The following is a 22,348-nucleotide window of genomic DNA, read 5'->3' on the forward strand; positions in this document are numbered from 1 at the left end:
AATCTCCTTAGTTCATTTGTAGGGAAGTAATTCACTACATTAATCTTTAAAGGTGAGGATGTAGTTATTCTTAGATAACATCTTGTTCTAAGTACAACATATCTCCTTCTGTAATTTTACATTTCCCATTTGTTAATTCAATCATCCAATCTGTGAATGCTTGTTTTCCGTCTTCTTCTACATACGTATCAAATGTGACATTTTCGAGATAATGTATATCTTTAATGGCATATTTTGAATTGCGTAATTCATTTTCAACTTTGCCAAGTAATGTGTAATCAATTTCGGTCTGCATAACACGCATTAGTTTTCGCTCGACAACACCGACATGGTTAATGCCTTCGCTTGTACATTTTCCATATGCGCGAATTAATCCACCTGCGCCAAGTTTGATGCCGCCAAAATAGCGGGTAACGACAACGACGGTATCTTTTAAACCGCGTTTTTTTAGTACCTCTAACATAGGTACGCCAGCTGTACCGCTAGGTTCTCCATCATCATTCGCTTTTTGGATTTGATCTTGTTCGCCAATCAAATACGCAGAACAATTATGTGTGGCATTCCAATTTTGTTTTTTTATTTTTTGTATAAATTCTTGAGCTTCTTCTTCGGTTGTAGCTCGACTAACATAACAGATAAATCTTGATTTTTGAATGACAATTTCGTGCTCACCGTAGTCTTTGATTGTTAAATATTGTAATAACACTCCTATACGCCCCTATCTACCAAAATGACTAGTACTTTACATTTTAAAAGCGAGCGTTTTTATATTCAAACATTTTTTATAAATAAGTTGAAATTTTTGGTGAGGATTTCCCCTTTTTGTTGTAATTTGTCGAGATGGTGAGTATAATTTCAAATCTGCATTTTCATGTATGGATGCACCATTTTTAGTTTTCGTGTAAACTTAGGGAATAAAAACTTTTTTATAAGGCAGGTACGCAAATGAAAACAGCTATTGTTACTGATAGTACAGCATATATACCGAAGCATATTCGTGATGAACTCAATATATATATGATTCCATTAAACGTTGTGTTTGGAACGGAATCTTATCAAGAAGAAGCTGAAATTTCAGTAGATGATTTCTATGTAAAAGTACGTGAGCAGGAAGAACTTCCGAAAACTTCTCAGCCAGCAATCGGAAAGTTTGTTGAGTTATTTGAAGAACTATCGAAGGATTATGATGCGGTTATTAGCATTCATCTTTCAAGTGGGATTAGTGGTACATATCAAACGGCAACGACAGCCGGGCAAATGGTAGAGGGTATTGATGTATATACGTACGACTCTGAAATTAGTTGTGAAGTACAAGGATTCTATGTACGTGAAGGGGCAAAATTAGCAAGCGAAGGAAAAGATCCGAAAGAGATCGTTGCCCGTTTTGATGAAATGAAGCAAACGATGGACGCTTATTTTGTAGTGGATGATTTACATCATTTACAACGTGGCGGACGATTAAATAGTGCACAAGCCTTTATTGGTAGTTTGTTACAAGTGAAGCCAGTTTTATATTTTAGAGATAAAATCATTATTCCATTTGAAAAGATTCGTACGCGTAAAAAAGCGTTAAAACGAATTGTTGAAATTTTTGATGAGCAAGCAAGTAAAGGTGTACCTATGGAAGCAGTTATCATTCATGCGCAACGTGAAGAGGAAGCGAATGAATGGAAGGCTGAATTAGAAGCAAAATATCCTCATGTCACAATCCGCACAGGTTATTTTGGTGCTGTAATTGGTACGCATTTAGGTGAAGGTGCATTAGGTCTTGGATGGTATACGAAGTAATAAAGATATAAAAAGCTCTCTTTTTGAAGAGGGTTTTTTTACGGGTATTTTGCCTGTAGTTGACAAGTTAATATTTGGAAATGTTAAAATGAGCGTAAAATAAAATAATGAGGAAAGTTTTATAACTTACTTTTTACAAGAGACTATATTATAATGGAAGAGAGGTGAAACATATGGAGCATAATTCTTGTTTATGTCCAAAGTTTGAGTCAGCTTTTACTTTGCTTAGTAAAAAATGGACTGGCTTAATTATTAAATCTTTGCTTGAAGAGTCAAAACGTTTTAGAGAAATCGCAGATATTATACCAAATATGAGCGATCGTATGTTGTCAGAGCGTTTAAAGGAATTGGAAAGCGAAGGCATTGTAGTTCGTAATGTTTATCCAGAAGTACCAGTTCGAATCGAGTACGGATTAACTGAAAAAGGGAAAGCATTAGAAAGTGTTATGGATGAAGTCCAAAACTGGGCGGAGAAATGGATGAAATAACGTTTTGATTTCATTCGTATTAGTGTATTTAACAAAACGTAAGGGAAACCTTGCGTTTTTTCTTTGCTTATAAAAAGCTTTTAAAATTCTACATATACATACAAAAATATGCATGTTTTGCGATAGAGTTACATATAATATTACATTTGTTTTACAATAGCGTAACATTAGCAAAAAAAATCCCGAATTATGGTATAAATTTTATAGGTTATATACGGAAAAAAGACAAAAGAAAGCGGTGTAAAAAATAAAATGAAAAAGCTAAAAATGGCATCTTGCGCATTAGTTGCAGGGTTAATGTTTTCAGGACTAACACCAAATGTATTTGCAGAAGATAAAATTTCTGACGTGAAATCACAAATTAATACACAAAATGACACTTTACATAAACAACAACAAGAACGTGATGAATTACAAAAACAAATGAATGACTTAAACAAAACAATTCAAGGTTTGGATAAATCTGTTCAAGAAAATGCTTCAAAACTTGATGAAACAACGAAAAAAGTTGCTGATACTGAGAAATTAATCGAAAATAAAAATAAAGATATTGCAGAATTACAAACGAAAATTGCAAAACGTGAAGAGTTATTAAGAAAACGTTTAGTTGCACTTCAAGAACAACCAAACACAAATGTTGTAACAGAAGTTCTTGTAAACTCTAAAAACGTTGCAGATTTAGTTGATCGTTTAACTTCTGTTTCTAAAATTCTTGAGTCTGATGAAGATATCATGAAAACGCAACAAGAAGATCAAGCGAACGTGAAAAAAGATGTTGAAACGGTAAAAACAAAGCAAAAAGAATTAAAAGAAGCACAAGCTCAAATTGAAACTGCTAAGAAAGAACTTGACGCTGAAAAAGCGAAAAAAGCAACAGCAGTAAACGATTTAAGCGGTAAAATGGATACAGTTGTAACTTCAATGACAAGTACGGAAAGTCAATTGAAAGATCTTGAAAAACAAGCACTGCAATTACAACGTATCGCTGAACAAGAAGCACAAGAAAAAGCTGCACAAGAAGCTGCTGCTCAAAAACAAGCAGAGCAAGCTGCTAAAGATGCGCAAGCTCAACCAGCACAAGCGGCACCTGCTCAGCCAGCAGCACCAGCTCAAAAAGAGGAACCTAAAAAAGAAGCACCTAAAAAAGAAGAGCCTAAAAAAGAAGCACCTAAAAAAGAAGAGAAAAAATCAGAACCAACACCAGGCCCAGCTCCGGCTCCTGGCGTAATTGGTAAAGCACAACAATACTTAGGTCTGCCATATGTTTGGGGAAGTGCATCACCATCAAACGGTGGTTTTGACTGTAGTGGATTTATTTCTTACGTCTTCGGTGTAGGACGTCAAGATGTTGCAGGTTACTGGAATTCAGTTTCTAAAGTAAGTAGCCCACAACCTGGAGATTTAGTATTCTTCCAAGGTACTTATAAACCAGGTCCATCTCACATCGGTATTTACGTTGGTAATGGCCAAATGATTCATGCTGGTGATAAAGGGATTGCATACTCTAGCTTAAGCAGTAGCTATAACCAAAAACATTTCTTAGGATACGGTCGATTCTAGGATTAATAATCGAATAAAACATGTGTATAAAGTCGATAGCTTACTATTTTATAAGTAGGTTATCGGCTTTTTTGAGTTTTTACGAGATTATGATAAAGGTTTATAGTAGTGCTGGAGGTGGTTGCTGATGCTTGCTGGAAAACAGTTGCTATTAGAAGAACTTTCTTCAGATTTACAGAGAAAATTAAGTGATTTGAAAAAGAAGGGAGAGGCCGTATGTGTACAAGGCGTAATAAAGAAGTCTTCTAAATATATATGTCAGCGCTGCGGAAATGTAGAGCAACGATTATTTGCATCATTTTCATGTAAAAGGTGCAGTAAAGTGTGTACGTATTGCCGGAAGTGTATAACGATGGGGAGAGTTAGTGAATGTGCTGTACTCGTTCGTGGGATCTCTGAAAGAAAAGGAGAAAAAGGTTTAAATTTATTACAGTGGAACGGGACTTTGTCTACTGGTCAGGAGTTGGCGGCGCAAGGTGTTATAGAAGCTATTAAGCAGAAAGGCTCTTTTTTTATTTGGGCTGTATGCGGGGCTGGAAAAACAGAAATGTTATTTTACGGTATTGCAGAGGCACTTCAAAAAGGAGAAAGAGTTTGTATCGCAACGCCAAGAACAGACGTTGTACTGGAATTAGCACCGAGATTACAAGAAGCGTTTCCTAGTATAAACGTAGCTGCTTTATACGGAGGGAGTGTAGATCGTGAAAAAGATGCAGCGTTAGTCGTTGCAACGACTCATCAACTGTTACGTTACTATAGAGCGTTTCATGTCATGATAGTAGATGAGATTGATGCTTTCCCATATCATGCAGATCAAATGTTACAGTATGCAGTACAGCAAGCGATGAAAGAGAAAGCAGCGCGTATTTATTTAACTGCAACTCCAGATGCAAAGTGGAAGCGTAATTTCAGAAGGGGTAAACAAAAAGGTGTCATTGTCTCTGGGCGATATCACAGGCACCCGTTGCCAGTTCCTCTATTTTGCTGGTGCGGAAGTTGGAAGAAAAGCCTCCATCATAAAAAAATCCCTCGAGTGTTACTACAATGGTTAAAAATGTAAGTAAGCAAAAAGTATCCCATTTTTTTATTTGTTCCCCATGTGCGATATATAGAAGAAATCAGCCTGTTATTGAAATCGTTGGATAATAGAGTTGAAGGTGTACATGCAGAAGATCCTATGAGAAAGGAAAAAGTAGCAGCTTTTAGAAAGGGAGAAATTCCGTTATTAGTTACAACGACAATTTTAGAGAGAGGCGTAACTGTGAAGAATTTACAAGTTGCGGTGTTAGGAGCAGAAGAAGAAATCTTTTCGGAAAGTGCACTCGTACAAATTGCAGGCCGAGCAGGTCGTAGTTTTGAAGAACCTTATGGAGAGGTCGTTTATTTTCATTGCGGCAAGACAGAGGCGATGGTACACGCGAAAAAACATATTCAAAGTATGAACAAAAAGGCAAAAGAACAAGGATTAATCGATTAATGCATTGTCTACTTTGCGATGAGTACATGTTGGAAACAGTTAGTTGGTACACCTTCTTTGTAAAGCCTTATAAAAAATATATATGTGATAGGTGTGAGCGGAAACTTTCCTATATTGTAGGAGAGATTTGCATGGAATGTGGGCGCCCTTTAGAGGACTTGCCTTCCGAATATAAAGAAAATGATATTTGTGTGGATTGCGTAGGGTGGATAAACAAGGAGAAGTATCGTCCTTTTAAAAATCGTTCTTTGCACGTGTACGATGATGAGATGAAAGAAATATTAGCACAGTTTAAGTTTCGGGGGGATGCGGAGTTAGTTCATATTTTTTATCGATCCTTTCGGGAGCTATTTGAAAAGCATTTTACAAGTGTTTCAAGTGTGATTGCTGTTCCGCTTAGTAGGGAACGGGAATGTGAACGTGGTTTTAATCAGGCAGAGTTATTAGCAGTTTGTTTACCTGTCAAAATTTCTTATCCATCATTAAGAAGGAGAGAAACAGAGAAGCAAAGTAAGAAGACGCGTAAAGAAAGACTTTCGGGAAGTAATCCTTTTTATTTTCAAGGAGAAGAGATGTTTCATGGTCAACACATTTTAATCGTGGATGATGTATACACGACAGGAATTACAGTGAGACAAATGGGAAGTCTTTTATACGATAGAGGAGCAAGAGAAGTTTCTAGTTTGACGCTCTGTAGAAGTTGATCTGTAACTGTCGAAAGAGATAATAAAAAGACGATAAGTCTTCTTTGACTTCGTAAGTTGTCATTCGTTATAGTCAAATTATGGGGCAAATGCCCTGATTTTTAGAGTGAAGGGAATGGAATGAACATGCAAGGAAGAGTGAAATGGTTCAATGCAGAAAAGGGATTTGGGTTTATTGAGCGTGAAGACGGTGATGATGTGTTTGTTCATTTTTCTGCGATTCAACAAGATGGTTATAAGTCATTAGAAGAAGGGCAACAAGTTGAGTTTGACATTGTAGATGGCGCACGTGGACCACAAGCAGCCAATGTTGTAAAACTGTAGGAATATTGTTTTTGGGAAGAGAAAGCTGCGTTTGTGGCAACGTTATATATATGGTAGAACCTCTTGTTTTTTGCAAGGGGTTTTTGTTATGAATAGAGTTGTCAAAAAGTTGTTTCTTTTCTGTAACGAATTGTCCACAGTTATATTCGTTATTCACGATGTTAATAGGATAAAATAAAGATAGAAACGATGCATCTTTTCATTTCAACAAAAAACGATAAAAAAATCGCAATTCCACTAATTTTTTAAAAAAGTTAGAAGGAGTTTTTAAGCCAGTGTCGAAATTATAGTACATAGGCTTGAAAGGAGGAATTCATCTATGAAATTCAACATTCGTGGTGAAAATATTGAAGTAACTCCAGCATTAAAGGAATATGTAGAGAAAAAACTAGGTAAGTTAGAGCGTTATTTTGATACATTTCCAGAGATTAAAGTTAATTTAAAAGTATACTCTGACAAGCAACGTGTCGAGGTAACAATTCCATTTACTGATTTATTACTTCGTGCAGAAGAAACTAATAGCGATATGTACGCTGCTATCGATTTAGTAGTTGATAAACTTGAGCGACAAATTCGTAAACATAAAACAAAGGTAAATCGTAAGTTACGTGAGAAAGGTTCTATGAAAACGAACTTTATCCTTCCAGAAGCAGTAGCTGTTCTGGATGAGGTAGAAGAGGATGAACTAGAACTTGTACGTACAAAACGATTCGATTTAAAACCGATGGACGTTGAAGAAGCAATCCTACAAATGGATATGCTAGGACATAATTTCTTCGTCTTCACAAATGCTGATACAAATGAAACTAACGTTGTATATGGCCGTAAAGATGGGAAATATGGTTTAATCGAAACTAAATAATAATTCAAAAGCGCAGCCGAAATGGCTGCGCTTTTTTTGCTGAAAATAGATTTCTACAAAAAGTTTTCTTAATTTAGAACGAGACATTCGGCCGATTGTTGTCATAGTTATAAGACAAGTGTTACAATTATCATTAGGTATATACATTTTAGTTTTTTTAATTAGGAGAAAAATTGGCATAACATACATTTGATTTTTATAACGACTGATTGTAATAGAGAAAAAGAAAAACAATTGGAAGTTTTATTTTAATAAAAAGAGGAGCGTATTTCCTATGATCGGTATTTTAAAAAAGGTGTTTGATGTAAATCAACGCCAAATTAAACGTATGCAGAAGACAGTTGAGCAAATTGATGCACTAGAGCCATCTATTAAGCCATTAACTGATGAACAATTAAAAGGAAAGACGCTTGAATTTAAAGAACGTCTAACAAAAGGTGAAACAGTAGATGATCTACTACCTGAAGCTTTTGCGGTTGTTCGTGAAGCTGCGACTCGTGTTCTTGGAATGCGTCCGTATGGCGTACAGTTAATGGGTGGTATTGCCTTACATGAAGGGAATATCTCTGAGATGAAAACGGGTGAAGGTAAAACGTTAACATCTACATTACCTGTATATTTAAATGCTTTAACAGGAAAAGGTGTTCACGTTGTTACAGTCAATGAATACTTAGCGCAACGTGATGCGAGTGAAATGGGACAACTTCATGAGTTCCTAGGCTTAACAGTAGGAATTAACTTAAACAGTATGTCACGCGAAGAAAAACAAGAAGCTTATGCTGCTGATATTACGTATAGCACAAATAATGAGCTTGGATTCGATTACTTACGTGACAACATGGTTTTATATAAAGAGCAGTGTGTTCAACGCCCGCTTCACTTTGCTATTATCGATGAAGTCGATTCTATCTTAGTCGATGAAGCGCGTACGCCGCTTATTATTTCTGGGCAAGCCCAAAAATCAACAGAGCTATACATGTTTGCAAATGCATTCGTACGTACATTAGAAAATGAAAAAGAATATTCATTTGATGTGAAGACAAAAAATGTAATGTTAACAGAAGATGGTATTACGAAAGCAGAGAAAGCTTTCCATATTGAAAATTTATTCGATTTAAAACATGTAGCACTTCTTCACCATATTAATCAGGCACTTCGTGCGCACGTTGTTATGCACCGTGATACAGATTATGTTGTACAAGAAGGCGAAATCGTAATTGTAGACCAATTTACTGGTCGTCTTATGAAAGGTCGTCGTTATAGCGAAGGTTTACACCAAGCTATCGAGGCAAAAGAAGGCGTAGAAATTCAAAATGAAAGTATGACGCTTGCGACAATTACGTTCCAGAACTACTTCCGTATGTACGAAAAGTTATCTGGTATGACTGGTACAGCGAAAACAGAGGAAGAAGAATTCCGTAACATTTACAACATGAATGTTATCGTAATTCCAACAAACAAACCGATTGTTCGTGATGACCGTGCTGATTTAATCTTCAAATCAATGGAAGGTAAATTTAATGCTGTTGTTGAGGATATTGTAAATCGCCATAAACAAGGACAACCTGTGCTTGTCGGTACAGTTGCAATTGAAACGTCGGAGCTTATTTCAAAAATGTTAACACGTAAAGGTGTACGTCATAACATTTTAAATGCGAAAAACCATGCGCGTGAAGCAGATATCATTGCAGAAGCTGGTATTAAAGGTGCTGTAACGATTGCGACGAACATGGCGGGCCGTGGTACGGATATTAAGCTTGGAGACGATATTAAAAATATTGGTTTAGCAGTTATCGGTACAGAGCGTCACGAAAGTCGTCGTATTGATAACCAGTTACGTGGTCGTGCTGGTCGTCAAGGGGATCCTGGTGTTACGCAATTCTACTTATCGATGGAAGATGAATTAATGCGCCGCTTCGGTTCTGATAATATGAAATCGATGATGGATCGTCTTGGTATGGATGATTCACAGCCGATCGAAAGTAAAATGGTTTCTCGTGCAGTGGAATCTGCGCAAAAACGTGTAGAAGGAAATAACTATGATGCACGTAAGCAGTTACTACAATACGATGATGTACTTCGTCAGCAACGTGAGGTTATTTACAAGCAGCGTCAAGAAGTAATGGAATCGGACAACTTACGCGATATTATTGAAGGTATGATGAAATCTACAGTAGAACGTGCTGTTGCGCTTCATACACAAGATGAAATTGAAGAAGATTGGAACATTAAAGGTCTTGTTGACTACTTAAATACAAACCTTCTGCAAGAAGGAGATATAAAAGAAGAAGAATTACGTCGCCTTGCTCCAGAGGAAATGAGCGAGCCAATTATCGCGAAATTAATAGAGCGTTACAACTACAAAGAAAAGCTTATGCCAGAAGAGCAAATGCGTGAGTTCGAAAAAGTTGTTGTATTCCGTGTTGTAGATACGAAATGGACAGAGCATATTGATGCGATGGATCACCTTCGTGAAGGTATTCATTTACGTGCTTACGGTCAAATTGACCCACTTCGTGAGTATCAAATGGAAGGATTCGCAATGTTCGAGTCAATGATTGCTTCTATTGAAGAGGAAATTTCTCGTTACATTATGAAAGCTGAGATTGAACAAAACTTAGAGCGTCAAGAAGTTGTTCAAGGTGAAGCTGTTCATCCATCTAGTGATGGCGAAGAGGCGAAGAAAAAACCAGTTGTAAAAGGTGACCAAGTAGGACGCAACGATGTATGTAAATGTGGTAGCGGTAAAAAATATAAAAACTGCTGTGGTATCGGGAAGTAATACAGGGCGGTAGCCCTGACTGCTTTGCAAACTTTTACATCAAAAATGTATAATTAAGAAGGATTAAACTCTCTCCGTCATAAGTGGAGAGAGTTTCCCTTGTTTTCATACGAAAGTAACAGCAATTACATAGAGGTGAAGGAAATGGAATTAGTAGAAATTAGACAGGAATTAGAGAAAATGGCTAAGAGATTAGCGGCTTTTAGGGGGTCTCTTTGACCTTCCTACTAAGGAGAAACAAATTGCAGAATTAGAAGAGAAAATGATGGGCGCAGGATTTTGGGATGACCAACAAGGCGCACAAGCTGTAATTAACGAAGCGAATGCACTGAAAGATATGGTTGGAAAGTTCCGTCAGTTAGATGAGACATTTGAAAATTTAGAAATCACGCATGAGCTTTTAAAAGAAGAGTATGATGAAGATTTACATGAGGAGCTTGAATCAGAAGTAAAAGGCTTAATTCAAGAAATGAATGAGTATGAACTTCAGTTACTACTAAGTGATCCGTATGATAAAAATAACGCGATTTTAGAATTACACCCAGGTGCTGGTGGAACAGAGTCACAAGACTGGGGTTCTATGCTATTACGTATGTACACACGTTGGGCTGAAAAACGTGGGTTTAAAGTAGAAACGGTTGACTACTTACCAGGTGATGAAGCTGGTATTAAGAGTGTTACTTTATTAATTAAAGGTCATAACGCTTACGGTTACTTGAAAGCAGAGAAAGGTGTACATCGTCTTGTACGTATTTCGCCATTCGATTCTTCAGGCCGTCGTCATACATCGTTCGTATCTTGTGAAGTTGTACCTGAGTTCAATGATGAAGTTGAAATCGAAATACGTTCAGAGGACTTAAAAATTGATACGTACCGTGCAAGTGGTGCAGGTGGACAGCATATTAATACGACAGACTCAGCAGTTCGTATTACACATACACCTACAAACACAGTTGTAACATGTCAGTCAGAGCGTTCACAAATTAAAAACCGTGAGCACGCGATGAAAATGTTAAAAGCAAAATTATACCAAAAGAAATTAGAAGAGCAACAAGCGGAGTTAGATGAAATTCGCGGTGAACAAAAAGAAATCGGATGGGGTAGCCAAATTCGTTCTTACGTATTCCACCCGTATTCTCTTGTGAAAGACCACCGTACAAATACAGAGGTTGGTAACGTGCAAGCAGTTATGGATGGAGAAATTGATCCATTTATTGATGCTTACTTACGTTCTCGCATCTAATAAAGTGAAACTTTAATCAGTAGGGGGCATCCCCACTGATTATTAGCCCTCACCAATCGGGCTTTTACGGGCAGTTGATTCCGCACCTAACTTCTTTGCTTTCGCTGAATTTTGAGTTGGGGATCTTACTGCCCGTTAATGCGGGATAAGCGAAAAAAAGCCAACAAAGTTGTCGGCGTATGCTGAGGATAATCGAGGATATAAAGAATTTGATTTTATTTCTATAAATGAAGTAAAGAGGAAGAGAAGTTGGAAACGACAACTTCTCTTTTTGATGGGATTATATGTAGCATATACTGTGGTATATTGTTTTGTAAAAAGTAGAGAATAGTAAAACAGAGCGGTAATAGAGTAAGACTTTAACAGAACTTTTCTGATTTTCTGTTCAAAAAGAATTCTTTATAGAAGTTTTTACGTTGTTCACAGAATTGAAACAACTTATGAAAGCTTTATATTATCAGGGTTCTTACTGTATTTTTGAAGAATATGAAATATACCTTAGTTTTTCTATATAAAGATAATGCTTATAATGAAAATGAGTGTGTTAGGAATGAAAAGAATATCAACAATGGGGAGCGATAGAAGTGAAAAAGAAATTGTTGGCTATTGCGCTAGGAACATCAGTCGTTTTTGCTTTAGGAGCATGTGGAAATAAAGAAGAGAGTAAGCCTTCGAAACAATCTGCAAGCACGGATAGCGCAGAACAAATTTACCAAAAAAGTTGTATAGGCTGTCATGCGAAAGATTTATCGGGAGCAACTGGACCGGATTTACGAAAAGTGGGACAGAAATATGATGCAGCAGAGATTGAAAAGATCATTGAAAAAGGTCGCGGTTCCATGTCACCAGGAATTATTCAAGGTGAGGATGCGAAAAAAGTAGCTGAGTGGTTAGCTGAACATAAATAAAAAGGGTAAAATGGACGAGTTGATTATATAATCTTATCCCAAAATGATTTTGGATAAGAACTATGACAGCTCGTTTCCTATTTTTGGAGTGTAACATAACTGTAACAAAATTGTATCCGAACTGGAAACAGTTTGATGTTACAATGGGGTTTGTAGAATTTTGCTGAAATATATTACATAGTAGTATTGCTTATAAAAAGGTTGTAAGTAGACTACCTTCAACAAGAGTGGTCAAGCGAAAATAAAAGGTTACCTTTATTTTCAAATGTACAGAAAAGTATTTCGAAAAAAATCATTAAGTATTGGGTGATAAATAATGATAAAAATGACGAATGTTTATAAGGAGTACCCGAATGGTATGAAAGCCATTGCTGGTCTCACAGTTAACATTAAACAAGGTGAGTTTGTATACGTAGTTGGACCGAGTGGAGCCGGGAAATCTACATTTATTAAAATGATGTATCGTGAAGAGAAGCCATCTACAGGATCGATTAATGTAAATGGACTTGTTATTGAAACATTAGCAGAAAGAGATGTTCCATATTTTCGACGTCAATTAGGCGTAATTTTCCAAGATTTTAAATTATTACCTAAGTTAACGGTATATGAGAATGTTGCGTTTGCCTTAGAAGTAATTGAAGAAGAAAAAGAAGCAATTCTTGAGCGTGTAACAGAAGTTTTAGGTCTTGTAGGTCTTGAGGATCGTGCAGACGCACTACCAAGTGAACTTTCGGGTGGGGAGCAGCAACGTGTTGCCATTGCGAGAGCGATTGTTAATAGACCAAAGGTTGTAATTGCCGATGAGCCAACAGGTAACTTAGATATTGAAACAGCTCTTGATATTATGAAGATTTTCACGCGTATTAACGAGCGTGGTACAACGATTGTTATGGCGACACATAACGCAGATATCGTAAATACAATCCGTCATCGTGTAATCGCGATTGAAGGCGGAAAAATTGTTCGAGATGAGATTGAGGGAGGATACGGATATGAAGGCTAAGACCCTTAGTCGACATTTGCGAGAAGGTGTAAAGAATCTATCACGTAACGGATGGATGACGTTTGCTTCTGTTAGTGCAGTAACAGTTACATTATTACTTGTAGGTGTCTTCTTAACAGCGATTATGAATATGAACCATTTTGCGACGAAAGTAGAGCAAGATGTAGAGATTCGTGTACACATTGATCCAGCAGCAAAAGAAGCTGATCAAAAGAAATTAGAAGATGATATGAGTAAGATTGCAAAAGTGGACTCTATTAAATATTCTTCTAAAGAAGAAGAGTTAAAACGTTTAATTAAAAGCTTAGGCGATAGCGGAAAAACGTTTGAGTTATTTGAACAAGATAACCCACTTAAAAACGTATTCATTGTAAAAGCAAAAGAACCAACAGATACAGCGACAATCGCGAAAAAGATTGAGAAAATGCAGTTTGTAAGTAATGTTCAATATGGTAAAGGCCAAGTTGAAAAATTATTTGATACTGTAAAAACAGGACGTAATATCGGGATTGCGTTGATTGCAGGTCTTTTATTCACAGCGATGTTCTTAATCTCTAATACAATTAAAATTACAATCTATGCTCGTAGTACAGAAATCGAAATTATGAAGCTAGTAGGTGCAACAAACTGGTTTATTCGTTGGCCGTTTTTATTAGAGGGATTATTCCTAGGAGTATTAGGATCAATTATTCCAATTGGCCTAATTCTAGTTACGTATAATTCACTACAAAGTGTGTTTAACGAAAAACTTGGCGGAACAATTTTTGAACTTCTACCATACAGTCCTTTCGTATTCCAATTAGCAGGTTTATTAGTGTTAATCGGGGCTTTAATCGGTATGTGGGGAAGTGTAATGTCAATTCGTCGCTTCTTAAAAGTATAAAAAGTTGCAAACATAATTCGTACAAGCTTATCATATAGTAGAAATAGGTAAAGGCATCACACACTGTGTGATGCCTTTTGCTACACCACCTGTGTGTTTTGGAAAGGGGAATTCCGCATTGAAACGTAGAGTTGCGATTATTGGAATGGTTGTTGCATTTTTAATTGGTGCTGGCGGAATGTTTGCAGGTATGTCTTTATTTGGGGTTAACCCAGCAGAAGTAACGCAAACAATTTCGAGTGGAAATGCTAGCACCGCGCAAGGGAATTTGGCAAAAATTAATGAGGCGTATGCACTAATTGATTCACGTTATGTGGAAGACGTGAAGGATGACAAGTTAGTCGAAGGTGCAATACAAGGTATGTTGTCTACGCTGAAGGACCCTTATTCCACGTATATGGATAAAGAAACGGCTAAACAGTTTAGTGAATCGCTTGATCCTGAGCTAGAGGGGATTGGGGCTGAGGTGAACAAAACGGACGGTAAGCTTATTATCGTATCTCCAATTAAAGGCTCACCGGCAGAAAAGATTGGAATTAAACCGAATGACCAAATTTTATCTGTAGATGGAAATAGTGTGAAAGATTTATCGCGTGAAGAAGCAGTGTTAAAGATTCGTGGTAAAAAAGGAACGACTGTCGCGATTGAAATTAAGCGTGCAGGAGTAGCTGATCCGATTGTATTTAAAATTAAGCGTGAAAAAATTCCAATCTTCACAGTGTTTAGTTCTGTGAAACAAGAGAGCGGAAAAGATATCGGTTATATGCAAATCACTTCCTTTGCTGAAAATACAGCGAAAGAATTTAAGGATCAGTTAAAAGAGTTAGAGAAGAAAAACATAAAAGGCCTAGTTATTGACGTGCGTGGTAATCCTGGTGGCTACTTAAATAGTGTAGAAGAGATACTAGGGGAAATTATGACGGATAAAAAGCCAATGCTACAAGTAGAAGAGCGAAATGGTGGGAAGAAGAAATTCTCTACGGAACTGAAAGAGAGAAAGCCATATCCAATTTCAGTATTAATTGATAACGGAAGTGCTTCTGCCTCAGAGATTTTAGCGGGTGCGTTAAAAGAGGGAGAAGGATACGATTTAGTTGGTGAAAAAACATTTGGTAAAGGTACTGTGCAGCAAGCCGTTCCATTTAAAGATGGCAGCAACATTAAATTAACGATGTTTAAATGGTTAACACCGGATGGAAACTGGATTCATAAAAAAGGAATCGCGCCAACAGTAGAAGTGAAGCAACCAGATTATTATCATGCGACACCAATTCAAATTGAAAAGACACTTTCATACAATTCAAATGATGTGCAAGTAAAACACGCACAAGAAATGCTTAAGAGTTTAGGATATGTACCAGGACGTGAAGATGGATACTTTAGTAAAGAGACAGAATCAGCGCTGAAAGCATTCCAAAATGCGAATGAGATGGAAGCGACAGGACAGCTGGATAAAAAGACAGCTGAGGCGATTCAAACGAAAATTATTGAAAAAATCCGTTCTGGAGAAAATGATCTACAATTACAGTCAGCATTAAAATTAATAGCGAAATAAGAAGAAATACAGGCAGTTTGCTGCCTGTATTTTTTTGTGTTAAACAAACGTTTGTCCAGTTATGATAATATAAAAAGAAAGAATGATATAAATGGTGGTGATTGGGTTCGTGGAGGCATGGATTTTTGAAATAATGCGGGCAGTTGGACGTTTTTTCTTACACCCTGCTGTCTATGTATTTTTAATAAGTAGTATCTTTGTTGGATACTTACGTATGTTACGAGAACGAAAGGATTTTTCCTTTAAAGTTTATGATATTTGGTTTGAACTGCGAACATCTCTATTTGCGGGAGTTGGATACGGATTAATCGTATCTATTATTACGATTGGGCTTGGCCTTGTCGTTTCTAAAGCAAGCTTATGGGTCATCTTACTTTGGACGTTTCTATTTGGCTTAACTGCTATGTATCGATATTTATCAGCAGCTTATACATTTAGTATCGCGATTGTATGTGTGCTACTATCTTCTAAGCTACCAGTTTCCTTCTTACAGCTTGGAGAAGGTGAAGAGGGTACGATTGTATCTCTTGCTATTTTACTAGGCGTCATGCTAGTTGTAGAGGGCTTGTTGATTTCTAAAAATGCAGTAGGATATTCTACGCCGAAGATTAGGAAGGGTAAGCGTGGGTTAAAGATTGGTTTACACGAATCAAAGCGTTTATGGATCGTTCCGATTTTTATTCTTGTACCAGGTGATGCAGTAACGCAGTTTATTTCATGGTGGCCTGTCGTTTCAATAGGTTCAGATACATATTCTCTATTCCTCGTTCCATTTTTAATTGGATTTATGAGAAAGATTAGAAGTTATGAGCCGACGGAAGCCTTATTATTTACAGGAAGACGTGTCTACGGATTAGCAGGAATTGTACTTGTTCTAGGAATCGCAAGTTATTGGTGGCACGTACTTGCCATTATCGCGATGGGTGTTGCAATGCTTGGACGTTTCACGATCTCCATGCAAGAAAAAATTTCCGATGAGACAAGACCGGCGTACTTCGCTGCACGTAATGATGGACTCGTTGTACTAGATACAATCCCGAATACAATTGGGGCAGAGCTGAATTTATTACCCGGAGAAATTATTACGAAAGTAAATGGAGTCATTCCAAGGAGCGCTGAAGAATTTTATGATGCGCTTCAAACGAAGACGACAGGAGCATTTTGTAAATTAGAAGTATTAGATACAAATGGAGAGCTTCGCCTTGCTCAAACGGCATTATACGCCGGAGGACATCACGAATTAGGAATTGTGTTTGTTCAGCAGGAGCATGAATGGGATTCAGAAGCTATGTAATAGAAGTGAGGGTGTCACCTTGTGGTGATACCCTTTTTTGTTTTTGATGGGTGGGGGCAGTAGTAAATGAAAATTATATCAGCGATTATTGGGATATATCAGCGCAACTGAAAATATATCGACTTTCCGGCAAAAAACGACAACTATCGCAAACCTTATTTTTAAGTTTCATAGACGGATAACTTGAATAATTATTTGATAATGGTTATCATTTAGGGAGTCTTTTTAATTTTGGAAAATGGAGGGGAAATATGCTACGTAAATTTTTTTCTTACTATAAACCGTATAAAGGTTTATTTATACTCGACTTTTCTTGCGCGGTGGTCGCAGGGTTACTAGAACTTGGCTTCCCGCTTATCGTAAATCAATTTATTGATAAGTTATTGCCAGGGCAAAACTGGACGCTTATTTTATGGGCTTGTTTCGGTTTACTTGCAGTGTATATATTAAATGCAGGCTTACAATATGTCGTTACATATTGGGGGCATATGCTTGGGGTTAACATTGAAACGGATATGAGGCAGAAATTATTTGATCACATTCAAAAGCTATCATTCAGATTTTTTGACAATAATAAAACAGGTCATTTAATTTCCCGTCTTACAAACGACTTAATGGAAATTGGGGAAATTGCTCACCACGGACCAGAAGATTTATTTATCGCCGTAATGACTTTAGTTGGGGCGTTCTCATTTATGATGATGATCAACTGGAAGTTAGCGCTATTAACGTTCTTCGTCATTCCATTCTTATTATGGTTAGCACTTTACTTCAACAAAAAAATGACAGGTACGTTTAGACGTTTATTCTCAGATGTTGCTGATTTCAATGCATGTATTGAGAACAACGTTGGTGGTATCCGCGTTGTACAAGCATTTGGAAATGAAAAGTTTGAGAAAGAGCAATTTGCTGTAAATAACGCTCGTTTCCGTATAACGAAATTAATGGCATATAAAATTATGGCGTTAAATTCGTCGATTAGTTATATGCTCATGCGTCTCGTAACGCTCTTCGTTTTAATATGTGGTACATGGTTTGTTCTGCAAGGTGAGTTAACGTACGGTGGATTTATCGGATTCGTTTTATTAACGAATATTTTCTTCCGTCCAATTGAAAAAATTAATGCGGTAATTGAAAGCTATCCGAAAGGGATCGCTGGTTTTAAGAGATATGTAGAGCTTCTTGAAACAGAGCCAGATATTGTAGACTCTAAAGATGCGATCCAAGTTAAACATGTACACGGTGATATTCAATATAGCAACATTACGTTCGGATATGAAAATAAAGAACCGATTTTAAATGATATTAGTTTGAAAATACATGCAGGTGAAACAGTCGCATTCGTTGGACCATCAGGAGCAGGGAAAACAACGTTATGTAGTTTACTCCCACGTTTTTATGAGCAATCGTCTGGATCGATTCAAATTGATGGTATTGATACGAAAGATATGACGCTATCTTCACTTCGTAAGCAGATTGGAATTGTGCAGCAAGATGTGTTCTTATTCTCTGGAACGATTCGTGAAAATATCGCTTACGGAAATTTAAAGGCGTCAGAAGCCGAAATTTGGCAGGCAGTAAAACGTGCGCAGTTAGAAGACTTAATTTACTCACAACCAGACGGTTTAGATACTGTTATTGGTGAGCGCGGCGTGAAACTTTCTGGTGGACAGAAGCAGCGTCTAGCGATTGCTCGTATGTTCTTGAAAAACCCGCCAATTTTAATATTAGATGAAGCGACTTCTGCATTAGATACAGAGACGGAACTAGCGATTCAAAAATCACTTGCTGAACTATCTGTCGGTCGTACAACATTAGTTATCGCTCACAGACTTGCAACGATTAAAAATGCAGATCGTATCGTTGTTGTAAATAAAGATGGTATTGCAGAACAAGGTTCCCATGATGAATTAATTGAGCAAGGCGGAGGATACAGCAGGTTATACGAAGCTCAGTTTAGTTCATAAATATAATTTGTACTGAATTAGTGCACCATAAGTAGGTAAAAATCTCATATGGGAGGCTATAAAGTATGATTGTAACAACAACGTCTACAATTCAAGGGAAAGAAATTATTGAGTATATCGATATCGTCAATGGAGAAGCGATTATGGGTGCGAATATCGTTCGCGACCTTTTTGCCTCCGTCCGTGACGTTGTCGGCGGTCGTGCTGGCGCTTATGAAAGTAAATTAAAAGAAGCGCGCGACATTGCAATGGAAGAGATGAAAACTTTTGCAAGACAAAAAAATGCAAATGCAATTGTAGGTATCGACGTGGATTACGAAGTAGTTCGCGAAGGGATGCTAATGGTTGCAGTGAGCGGGACTGCTGTCCGTATATAAAGTAAAAAGCCGTGCTGGTGCACGGCTTTTTTGTTATCATGTCGAAGCTTCAATATTTCTTGGGAAATGTGGAAGGCCTTGTCGACATATAGGGAAGACATTAGAGCGCTTCTTTACATTTTCGGATTTGAACTAATAATGTTTCGTATTCTTGTTCGAGAGATGGAATGTCATCGTGATGATTTGGTATGGAAATTCGGCCGATGATTTCTGTTAATTTTGTTTGTAATCGTAATAATTCTTGTTCAGTAACGTTTACAGAATCCTCGGTTGTTCTTTTTGTGTATTGCTCGTAATTACCGTGGAATACCCTTGGTTCACTCTCATCTACTTGTAGAATATGGTCTGCAACAGAGCGAATAAAGGCACGGTCATGGCTAATGAAAAGTATTGTGCCAGGGTATTCTTGTAACATGATTTCTAATTCTTCTTGCGTCGCTAAGTCCAAATAGTTTGTCGGTTCATCGAGCAAAAGCATATTATAGTTTCCTAAAAATACTTTTGCGAGTGCAACCTTCATTCGTTCACCACCGCTTAGAACGTGCACAGGTTTATGAACATCTTCACGGCGGAATAGGAGCCTTGCAAGTATTGTTCGAACGAACGATTCAGTATAATTTGTTTCTTCTAGAACGTTTTCTAAAATGGTTTTATCTGTTTTTAAAATTGATAATGTTTGTTCAAAGTATCCAATTTTACAACTTTTCGAAAGCTGAATGCCACGCTCGTTGGCGAGAAGCATGTTGAACAAAGTTGTTTTGCCGCTTCCGTTTGCACCTAGAATAGCAAGCTTTGCCCCAGGAGCAATAGTTCCATTCATATTTTTAAATAGTGTGCGTTCACCTATCTTTTTCGCTGCTTTATTAAACTGTACTGCCACTTTACTATGAATGGGTGTATGATATTGCACGTCAAACTGAGCCTGAGAAAGATCTTTTGGTTTTTCTTTCTTTTCTAGTTTTTCGAGACGTGTTTCTAATGCCTTTGTTGCTTTGCTAACCTGTTCTTGCCCATGAGCCCCGCTTAACTTATAAAGTTTAGATTCAGATGAACTGAACCGAGTTGGGATTTTTGTCATGTTGGAAGCACGTTGTTTTCTTTGTAAAATGGATTGCTCTAAACGATTTTTTTCTTGTATATATTGCTCATACTCTGCTTGTTTTTGTATTCGTTCACGTTCTTTTTGTTTTCGATAGTTCGAATAATTCCCTTTATACTCTTGAATCGTACCGTCTTCAATTTCAATGATTTTTGTACATATATTATCTAGAAAATCACGGTCATGCGATATTAAAACAAGTGCCCCTTTATAAGATAAAAGTGCCTTTTCTAATTGCTCTGTACCGAACATATCTAAGTGGCTTGTTGGTTCATCAGCGAATAAAATGCCTGCATCTTGTTCGAGAGCATGGGCAATCTTTAGTCGCATTCGTTCACCACCGCTCATTGCATCTGTAACGTTTGAAATACTCCATTTTCCCTTTGCGAGAGAAGAAGCGGTTTCCGGTAGGTCCTCGCTAAGCTGAGGAATGATGCTGATAGAACTATGATGAGTTACTATGCCTTTATCAGCGTCTATTTCTTTACTTAATATTTGTAATAACGTAGATTTACCAGCTCCGTTAACACCGACAATTCCTATACGGTCCTGTGCTTGAATTTCCAGTGATGATAACGTAAATAGTGTGTGATTACCAAAGCTCTTTCCAATATTACGTGCGAATAAAATAGTCATAAAAAAACCTCCCTAGTTTCACTAGAGAGGATAAACGTCGCCCTTGCATGTAAAAAATCGTACATAAATAAACGATTTTTTTACATGATCGTTTCGAAAGAAAGTATCGACAAATGGACAGACTAATCCCCTGCTAGTTTTCATCATTTTTTGTTCACTATTTGTGATGGATGAAATAAATAAGAGAATTAGAACTTCATTGGTCAAAGTACCTTCCTTTCATAATATTACTTTTATTGTATGCGCATACAAAACAGTTTGTCAAACTTATTTCTGTTTATGATTTTTGATTTTATCTAGTCCATTCGCATCCCAAATAATATCCCCTTTAAATGAAGAACTAACAAAATCAAAGATGGGTAATAAGCAGTAATGTATTTCACTCCTTTTACATGTATTGTAAACTTTCACACTAATATAAAGGTCAATGCTGTTTTTTCGTAAAAGAATCTACATGATTTAAAAACACTTGAATAGCTTTAGATGGAATAAAATATTTGCCGCGCACGATGGAGAATGGACGGATGAGTTGTTCATTCGGAACTTCAACGTGGAATAGCTCTTTTGCCAGTAACTCTTTCCGTACGGTCCAATCAGAAAGGATAGCGATGCCAAGTCCGGCACTAACTGCTTCCTTCACGCTTTGGATACTACTAAATGTAAAGAATCGTTTCATTTTCAAATGGTGTTGATGAATAAAGCGGTCGCTATAAGCGCGTGTACCAGAACCACTTTCTCTTAATACCCATACTTGATCTTGGAGTGTGCTTTCACTTATTTCATTTGTTTGGAGCAGTGGATGATTTGGCGGGACGACGAGCTTCATTTCATCTTGCATAAACGTTTCAACGTCAACGTCGGCGTATACGACTTGCCCTTCCACCAAGCCGATATCAATTTGATTAGAGCGAAGGCTTTGCAAAACATCTTCTGTATTTGAGATAAAAGTATGAACTTCGACGTGTGGATTTTCATTCGCATAGTTAGCCAGTATTTTGGGAAGTAAGTATTCACCAATTGTAAAACTAGCACCGATGCGAAGAGTTCCTGTTACAACGTTATGTAGTTCGTTAATCTCTTGCTTAGCATCTTCATAAAGAGAGAGCATTTGCTTTGCATGTATATATAATATGTTTCCAGCCTCCGTTACTTGAACGTGCTTCGGAGAGCGCTGAATAAGTGTAGTGCCAAATTCGTTTTCTAAGTTGCGTATATGCATACTTACGCCAGGCTGTGAAAGGTTTAATAATTCTGCTGCACGGGAGAAGTGTTTCTGTTCAACGACAGTAACAAAAATTTTTAAAATGTCTACGTTCATGTAATGGGTTCCTTTCGTTTTTCTTTCATCTTATCATAATTATTTCTGATGATAGAGATTCAATATTGGTATTAAACTTA

The 22,348-nt window shown here is 37.1% G+C and carries 18 protein-coding genes and 1 pseudogene; 16 read left to right on the forward strand and 3 right to left on the reverse strand.

Going from position 1 to position 22,348, the window contains the following annotated elements:
- Positions 1-70: 70 nt before the first annotated feature.
- Complete coding sequence (locus tag FS742_RS21980) at positions 71-706, reverse strand: YigZ family protein (protein ID WP_144615090.1); 636 nt, start codon at positions 704-706, stop codon at positions 71-73.
- 239 nt (positions 707-945) lie between these two features.
- On the opposite strand from FS742_RS21980, the gene FS742_RS21985 reads away from it, so the two are divergent.
- The 16 genes and pseudogenes from FS742_RS21985 (at position 946) to FS742_RS22065 (ending at position 19,215) form a co-directional block, all read left to right on the forward strand.
- Positions 946-1,788 (forward strand): DegV family protein, encoded by an 843-nt coding sequence (locus FS742_RS21985; protein ID WP_144615092.1) that lies wholly within the window; start codon positions 946-948, stop codon positions 1,786-1,788.
- Between the two features lie 173 nt (positions 1,789-1,961).
- The gene (locus tag FS742_RS21990; RefSeq protein ID WP_000400858.1) at positions 1,962-2,276 is read left to right on the forward strand and encodes a winged helix-turn-helix transcriptional regulator; all 315 of its coding nucleotides are present in this window, start codon (positions 1,962-1,964) and stop codon (positions 2,274-2,276) included.
- Between the two features lie 252 nt (positions 2,277-2,528).
- The gene (locus tag FS742_RS21995; protein ID WP_144615094.1) at positions 2,529-3,836 is read left to right on the forward strand and encodes a C40 family peptidase; all 1,308 of its coding nucleotides are present in this window, start codon (positions 2,529-2,531) and stop codon (positions 3,834-3,836) included.
- A 127-nt stretch (positions 3,837-3,963) separates the two neighbouring features.
- Positions 3,964-5,313, forward strand: a pseudogene (gene comFA, locus FS742_RS22000) (ATP-dependent helicase ComFA).
- Positions 5,313-6,017, forward strand: a complete 705-nt coding sequence (locus FS742_RS22005) for a ComF family protein (protein WP_144615096.1) — start codon at positions 5,313-5,315, stop codon at positions 6,015-6,017. Before comFA ends, FS742_RS22005 begins: the two are co-directional and overlap by 1 nt.
- A 126-nt stretch (positions 6,018-6,143) precedes the next feature.
- Positions 6,144-6,341, forward strand: coding sequence for a cold shock protein CspC (cspC, locus tag FS742_RS22010; RefSeq protein ID WP_001990088.1), 198 nt, complete (start codon positions 6,144-6,146; stop codon positions 6,339-6,341).
- A gap of 319 nt (positions 6,342-6,660) precedes the next feature.
- Positions 6,661-7,203, forward strand: coding sequence for a ribosome hibernation-promoting factor, HPF/YfiA family (gene hpf, locus FS742_RS22015; RefSeq protein WP_087959291.1), 543 nt, complete (start codon positions 6,661-6,663; stop codon positions 7,201-7,203).
- A gap of 274 nt (positions 7,204-7,477) precedes the next feature.
- A complete protein-coding gene (gene secA, locus FS742_RS22020; protein ID WP_144615098.1) occupies positions 7,478-9,985 on the forward strand; it encodes a preprotein translocase subunit SecA in 2,508 nt (835 codons plus the stop codon).
- Positions 9,986-10,129: 144 nt separating this feature from the next.
- Positions 10,130-11,228 (forward strand): peptide chain release factor 2 gene (gene prfB / locus FS742_RS22025; RefSeq protein WP_097840497.1). Its coding sequence is split into 2 segments (ribosomal slippage): positions 10,130-10,201 and positions 10,203-11,228, totalling 1,098 coding nucleotides; the frame shifts between segments, so codons are not numbered across the junction.
- A 584-nt stretch (positions 11,229-11,812) separates the two neighbouring features.
- Entirely contained in the window at positions 11,813-12,136 is a 324-nt protein-coding gene (gene cccB, locus FS742_RS22035; RefSeq protein ID WP_000727965.1) for a cytochrome c551, read from the forward strand.
- A 316-nt stretch (positions 12,137-12,452) separates the two neighbouring features.
- Positions 12,453-13,139, forward strand: coding sequence for a cell division ATP-binding protein FtsE (gene ftsE / locus FS742_RS22040; RefSeq protein ID WP_000594323.1), 687 nt, complete (start codon positions 12,453-12,455; stop codon positions 13,137-13,139).
- Entirely contained in the window at positions 13,129-14,022 is an 894-nt protein-coding gene (gene ftsX, locus FS742_RS22045; RefSeq protein ID WP_144615102.1) for a permease-like cell division protein FtsX, read from the forward strand. Before ftsE ends, ftsX begins: the two co-directional genes overlap by 11 nt.
- 118 nt (positions 14,023-14,140) lie before the next feature.
- Entirely contained in the window at positions 14,141-15,577 is a 1,437-nt protein-coding gene (locus FS742_RS22050) for a S41 family peptidase (RefSeq protein WP_472924383.1), read from the forward strand.
- A gap of 109 nt (positions 15,578-15,686) precedes the next feature.
- Positions 15,687-16,871, forward strand: a complete 1,185-nt coding sequence (locus FS742_RS22055; protein WP_144615104.1) for a PDZ domain-containing protein — start codon at positions 15,687-15,689, stop codon at positions 16,869-16,871.
- A gap of 251 nt (positions 16,872-17,122) precedes the next feature.
- Complete coding sequence (locus FS742_RS22060; protein ID WP_144615106.1) at positions 17,123-18,838, forward strand: ABC transporter ATP-binding protein; 1,716 nt, start codon at positions 17,123-17,125, stop codon at positions 18,836-18,838.
- 65 nt (positions 18,839-18,903) lie between these two features.
- Positions 18,904-19,215: a heavy metal-binding domain-containing protein gene (locus FS742_RS22065; protein WP_000637523.1), complete on the forward strand. Its 312-nt coding sequence runs from the start codon at positions 18,904-18,906 to the stop codon at positions 19,213-19,215.
- Positions 19,216-19,315: 100 nt separating this feature from the next.
- Here the strand turns inward: FS742_RS22065 and abc-f are convergent, their stop codons facing one another.
- Complete coding sequence (gene abc-f / locus FS742_RS22070) at positions 19,316-20,950, reverse strand: ribosomal protection-like ABC-F family protein (RefSeq protein ID WP_144615108.1); 1,635 nt, start codon at positions 20,948-20,950, stop codon at positions 19,316-19,318.
- 424 nt (positions 20,951-21,374) lie between these two features.
- Positions 21,375-22,268: a LysR family transcriptional regulator gene (locus tag FS742_RS22075; RefSeq protein WP_144615110.1), complete on the reverse strand. Its 894-nt coding sequence runs from the start codon at positions 22,266-22,268 to the stop codon at positions 21,375-21,377.
- Positions 22,269-22,348: the final 80 nt, after the last annotated feature.

It is taken from the genome of Bacillus cereus, assembly GCF_007678085.1.
Lineage (GTDB): Bacteria > Bacillota > Bacilli > Bacillales > Bacillaceae_G > Bacillus_A > Bacillus_A cereus_BE.

Coding starts and splice junctions, on each gene's coding strand:
- FS742_RS21985 (WP_144615092.1), top strand. CDS start 946: ATGAAAACAGCTATTGTTACTGATAGTACAGCATATATACCGAAGCAT.
- FS742_RS21990 (WP_000400858.1), top strand. CDS start 1,962: ATGGAGCATAATTCTTGTTTATGTCCAAAGTTTGAGTCAGCTTTTACT.
- FS742_RS21995 (WP_144615094.1), top strand. CDS start 2,529: ATGAAAAAGCTAAAAATGGCATCTTGCGCATTAGTTGCAGGGTTAATG.
- FS742_RS22005 (WP_144615096.1), top strand. CDS start 5,313: ATGCATTGTCTACTTTGCGATGAGTACATGTTGGAAACAGTTAGTTGG.
- cspC (WP_001990088.1), top strand. CDS start 6,144: ATGCAAGGAAGAGTGAAATGGTTCAATGCAGAAAAGGGATTTGGGTTT.
- hpf (WP_087959291.1), top strand. CDS start 6,661: ATGAAATTCAACATTCGTGGTGAAAATATTGAAGTAACTCCAGCATTA.
- secA (WP_144615098.1), top strand. CDS start 7,478: ATGATCGGTATTTTAAAAAAGGTGTTTGATGTAAATCAACGCCAAATT.
- ftsE (WP_000594323.1), top strand. CDS start 12,453: ATGATAAAAATGACGAATGTTTATAAGGAGTACCCGAATGGTATGAAA.
- ftsX (WP_144615102.1), top strand. CDS start 13,129: ATGAAGGCTAAGACCCTTAGTCGACATTTGCGAGAAGGTGTAAAGAAT.
- FS742_RS22060 (WP_144615106.1), top strand. CDS start 17,123: ATGCTACGTAAATTTTTTTCTTACTATAAACCGTATAAAGGTTTATTT.
- FS742_RS22065 (WP_000637523.1), top strand. CDS start 18,904: ATGATTGTAACAACAACGTCTACAATTCAAGGGAAAGAAATTATTGAG.
- abc-f (WP_144615108.1), bottom strand. CDS start 20,950: ATGACTATTTTATTCGCACGTAATATTGGAAAGAGCTTTGGTAATCAC.
- FS742_RS22075 (WP_144615110.1), bottom strand. CDS start 22,268: ATGAACGTAGACATTTTAAAAATTTTTGTTACTGTCGTTGAACAGAAA.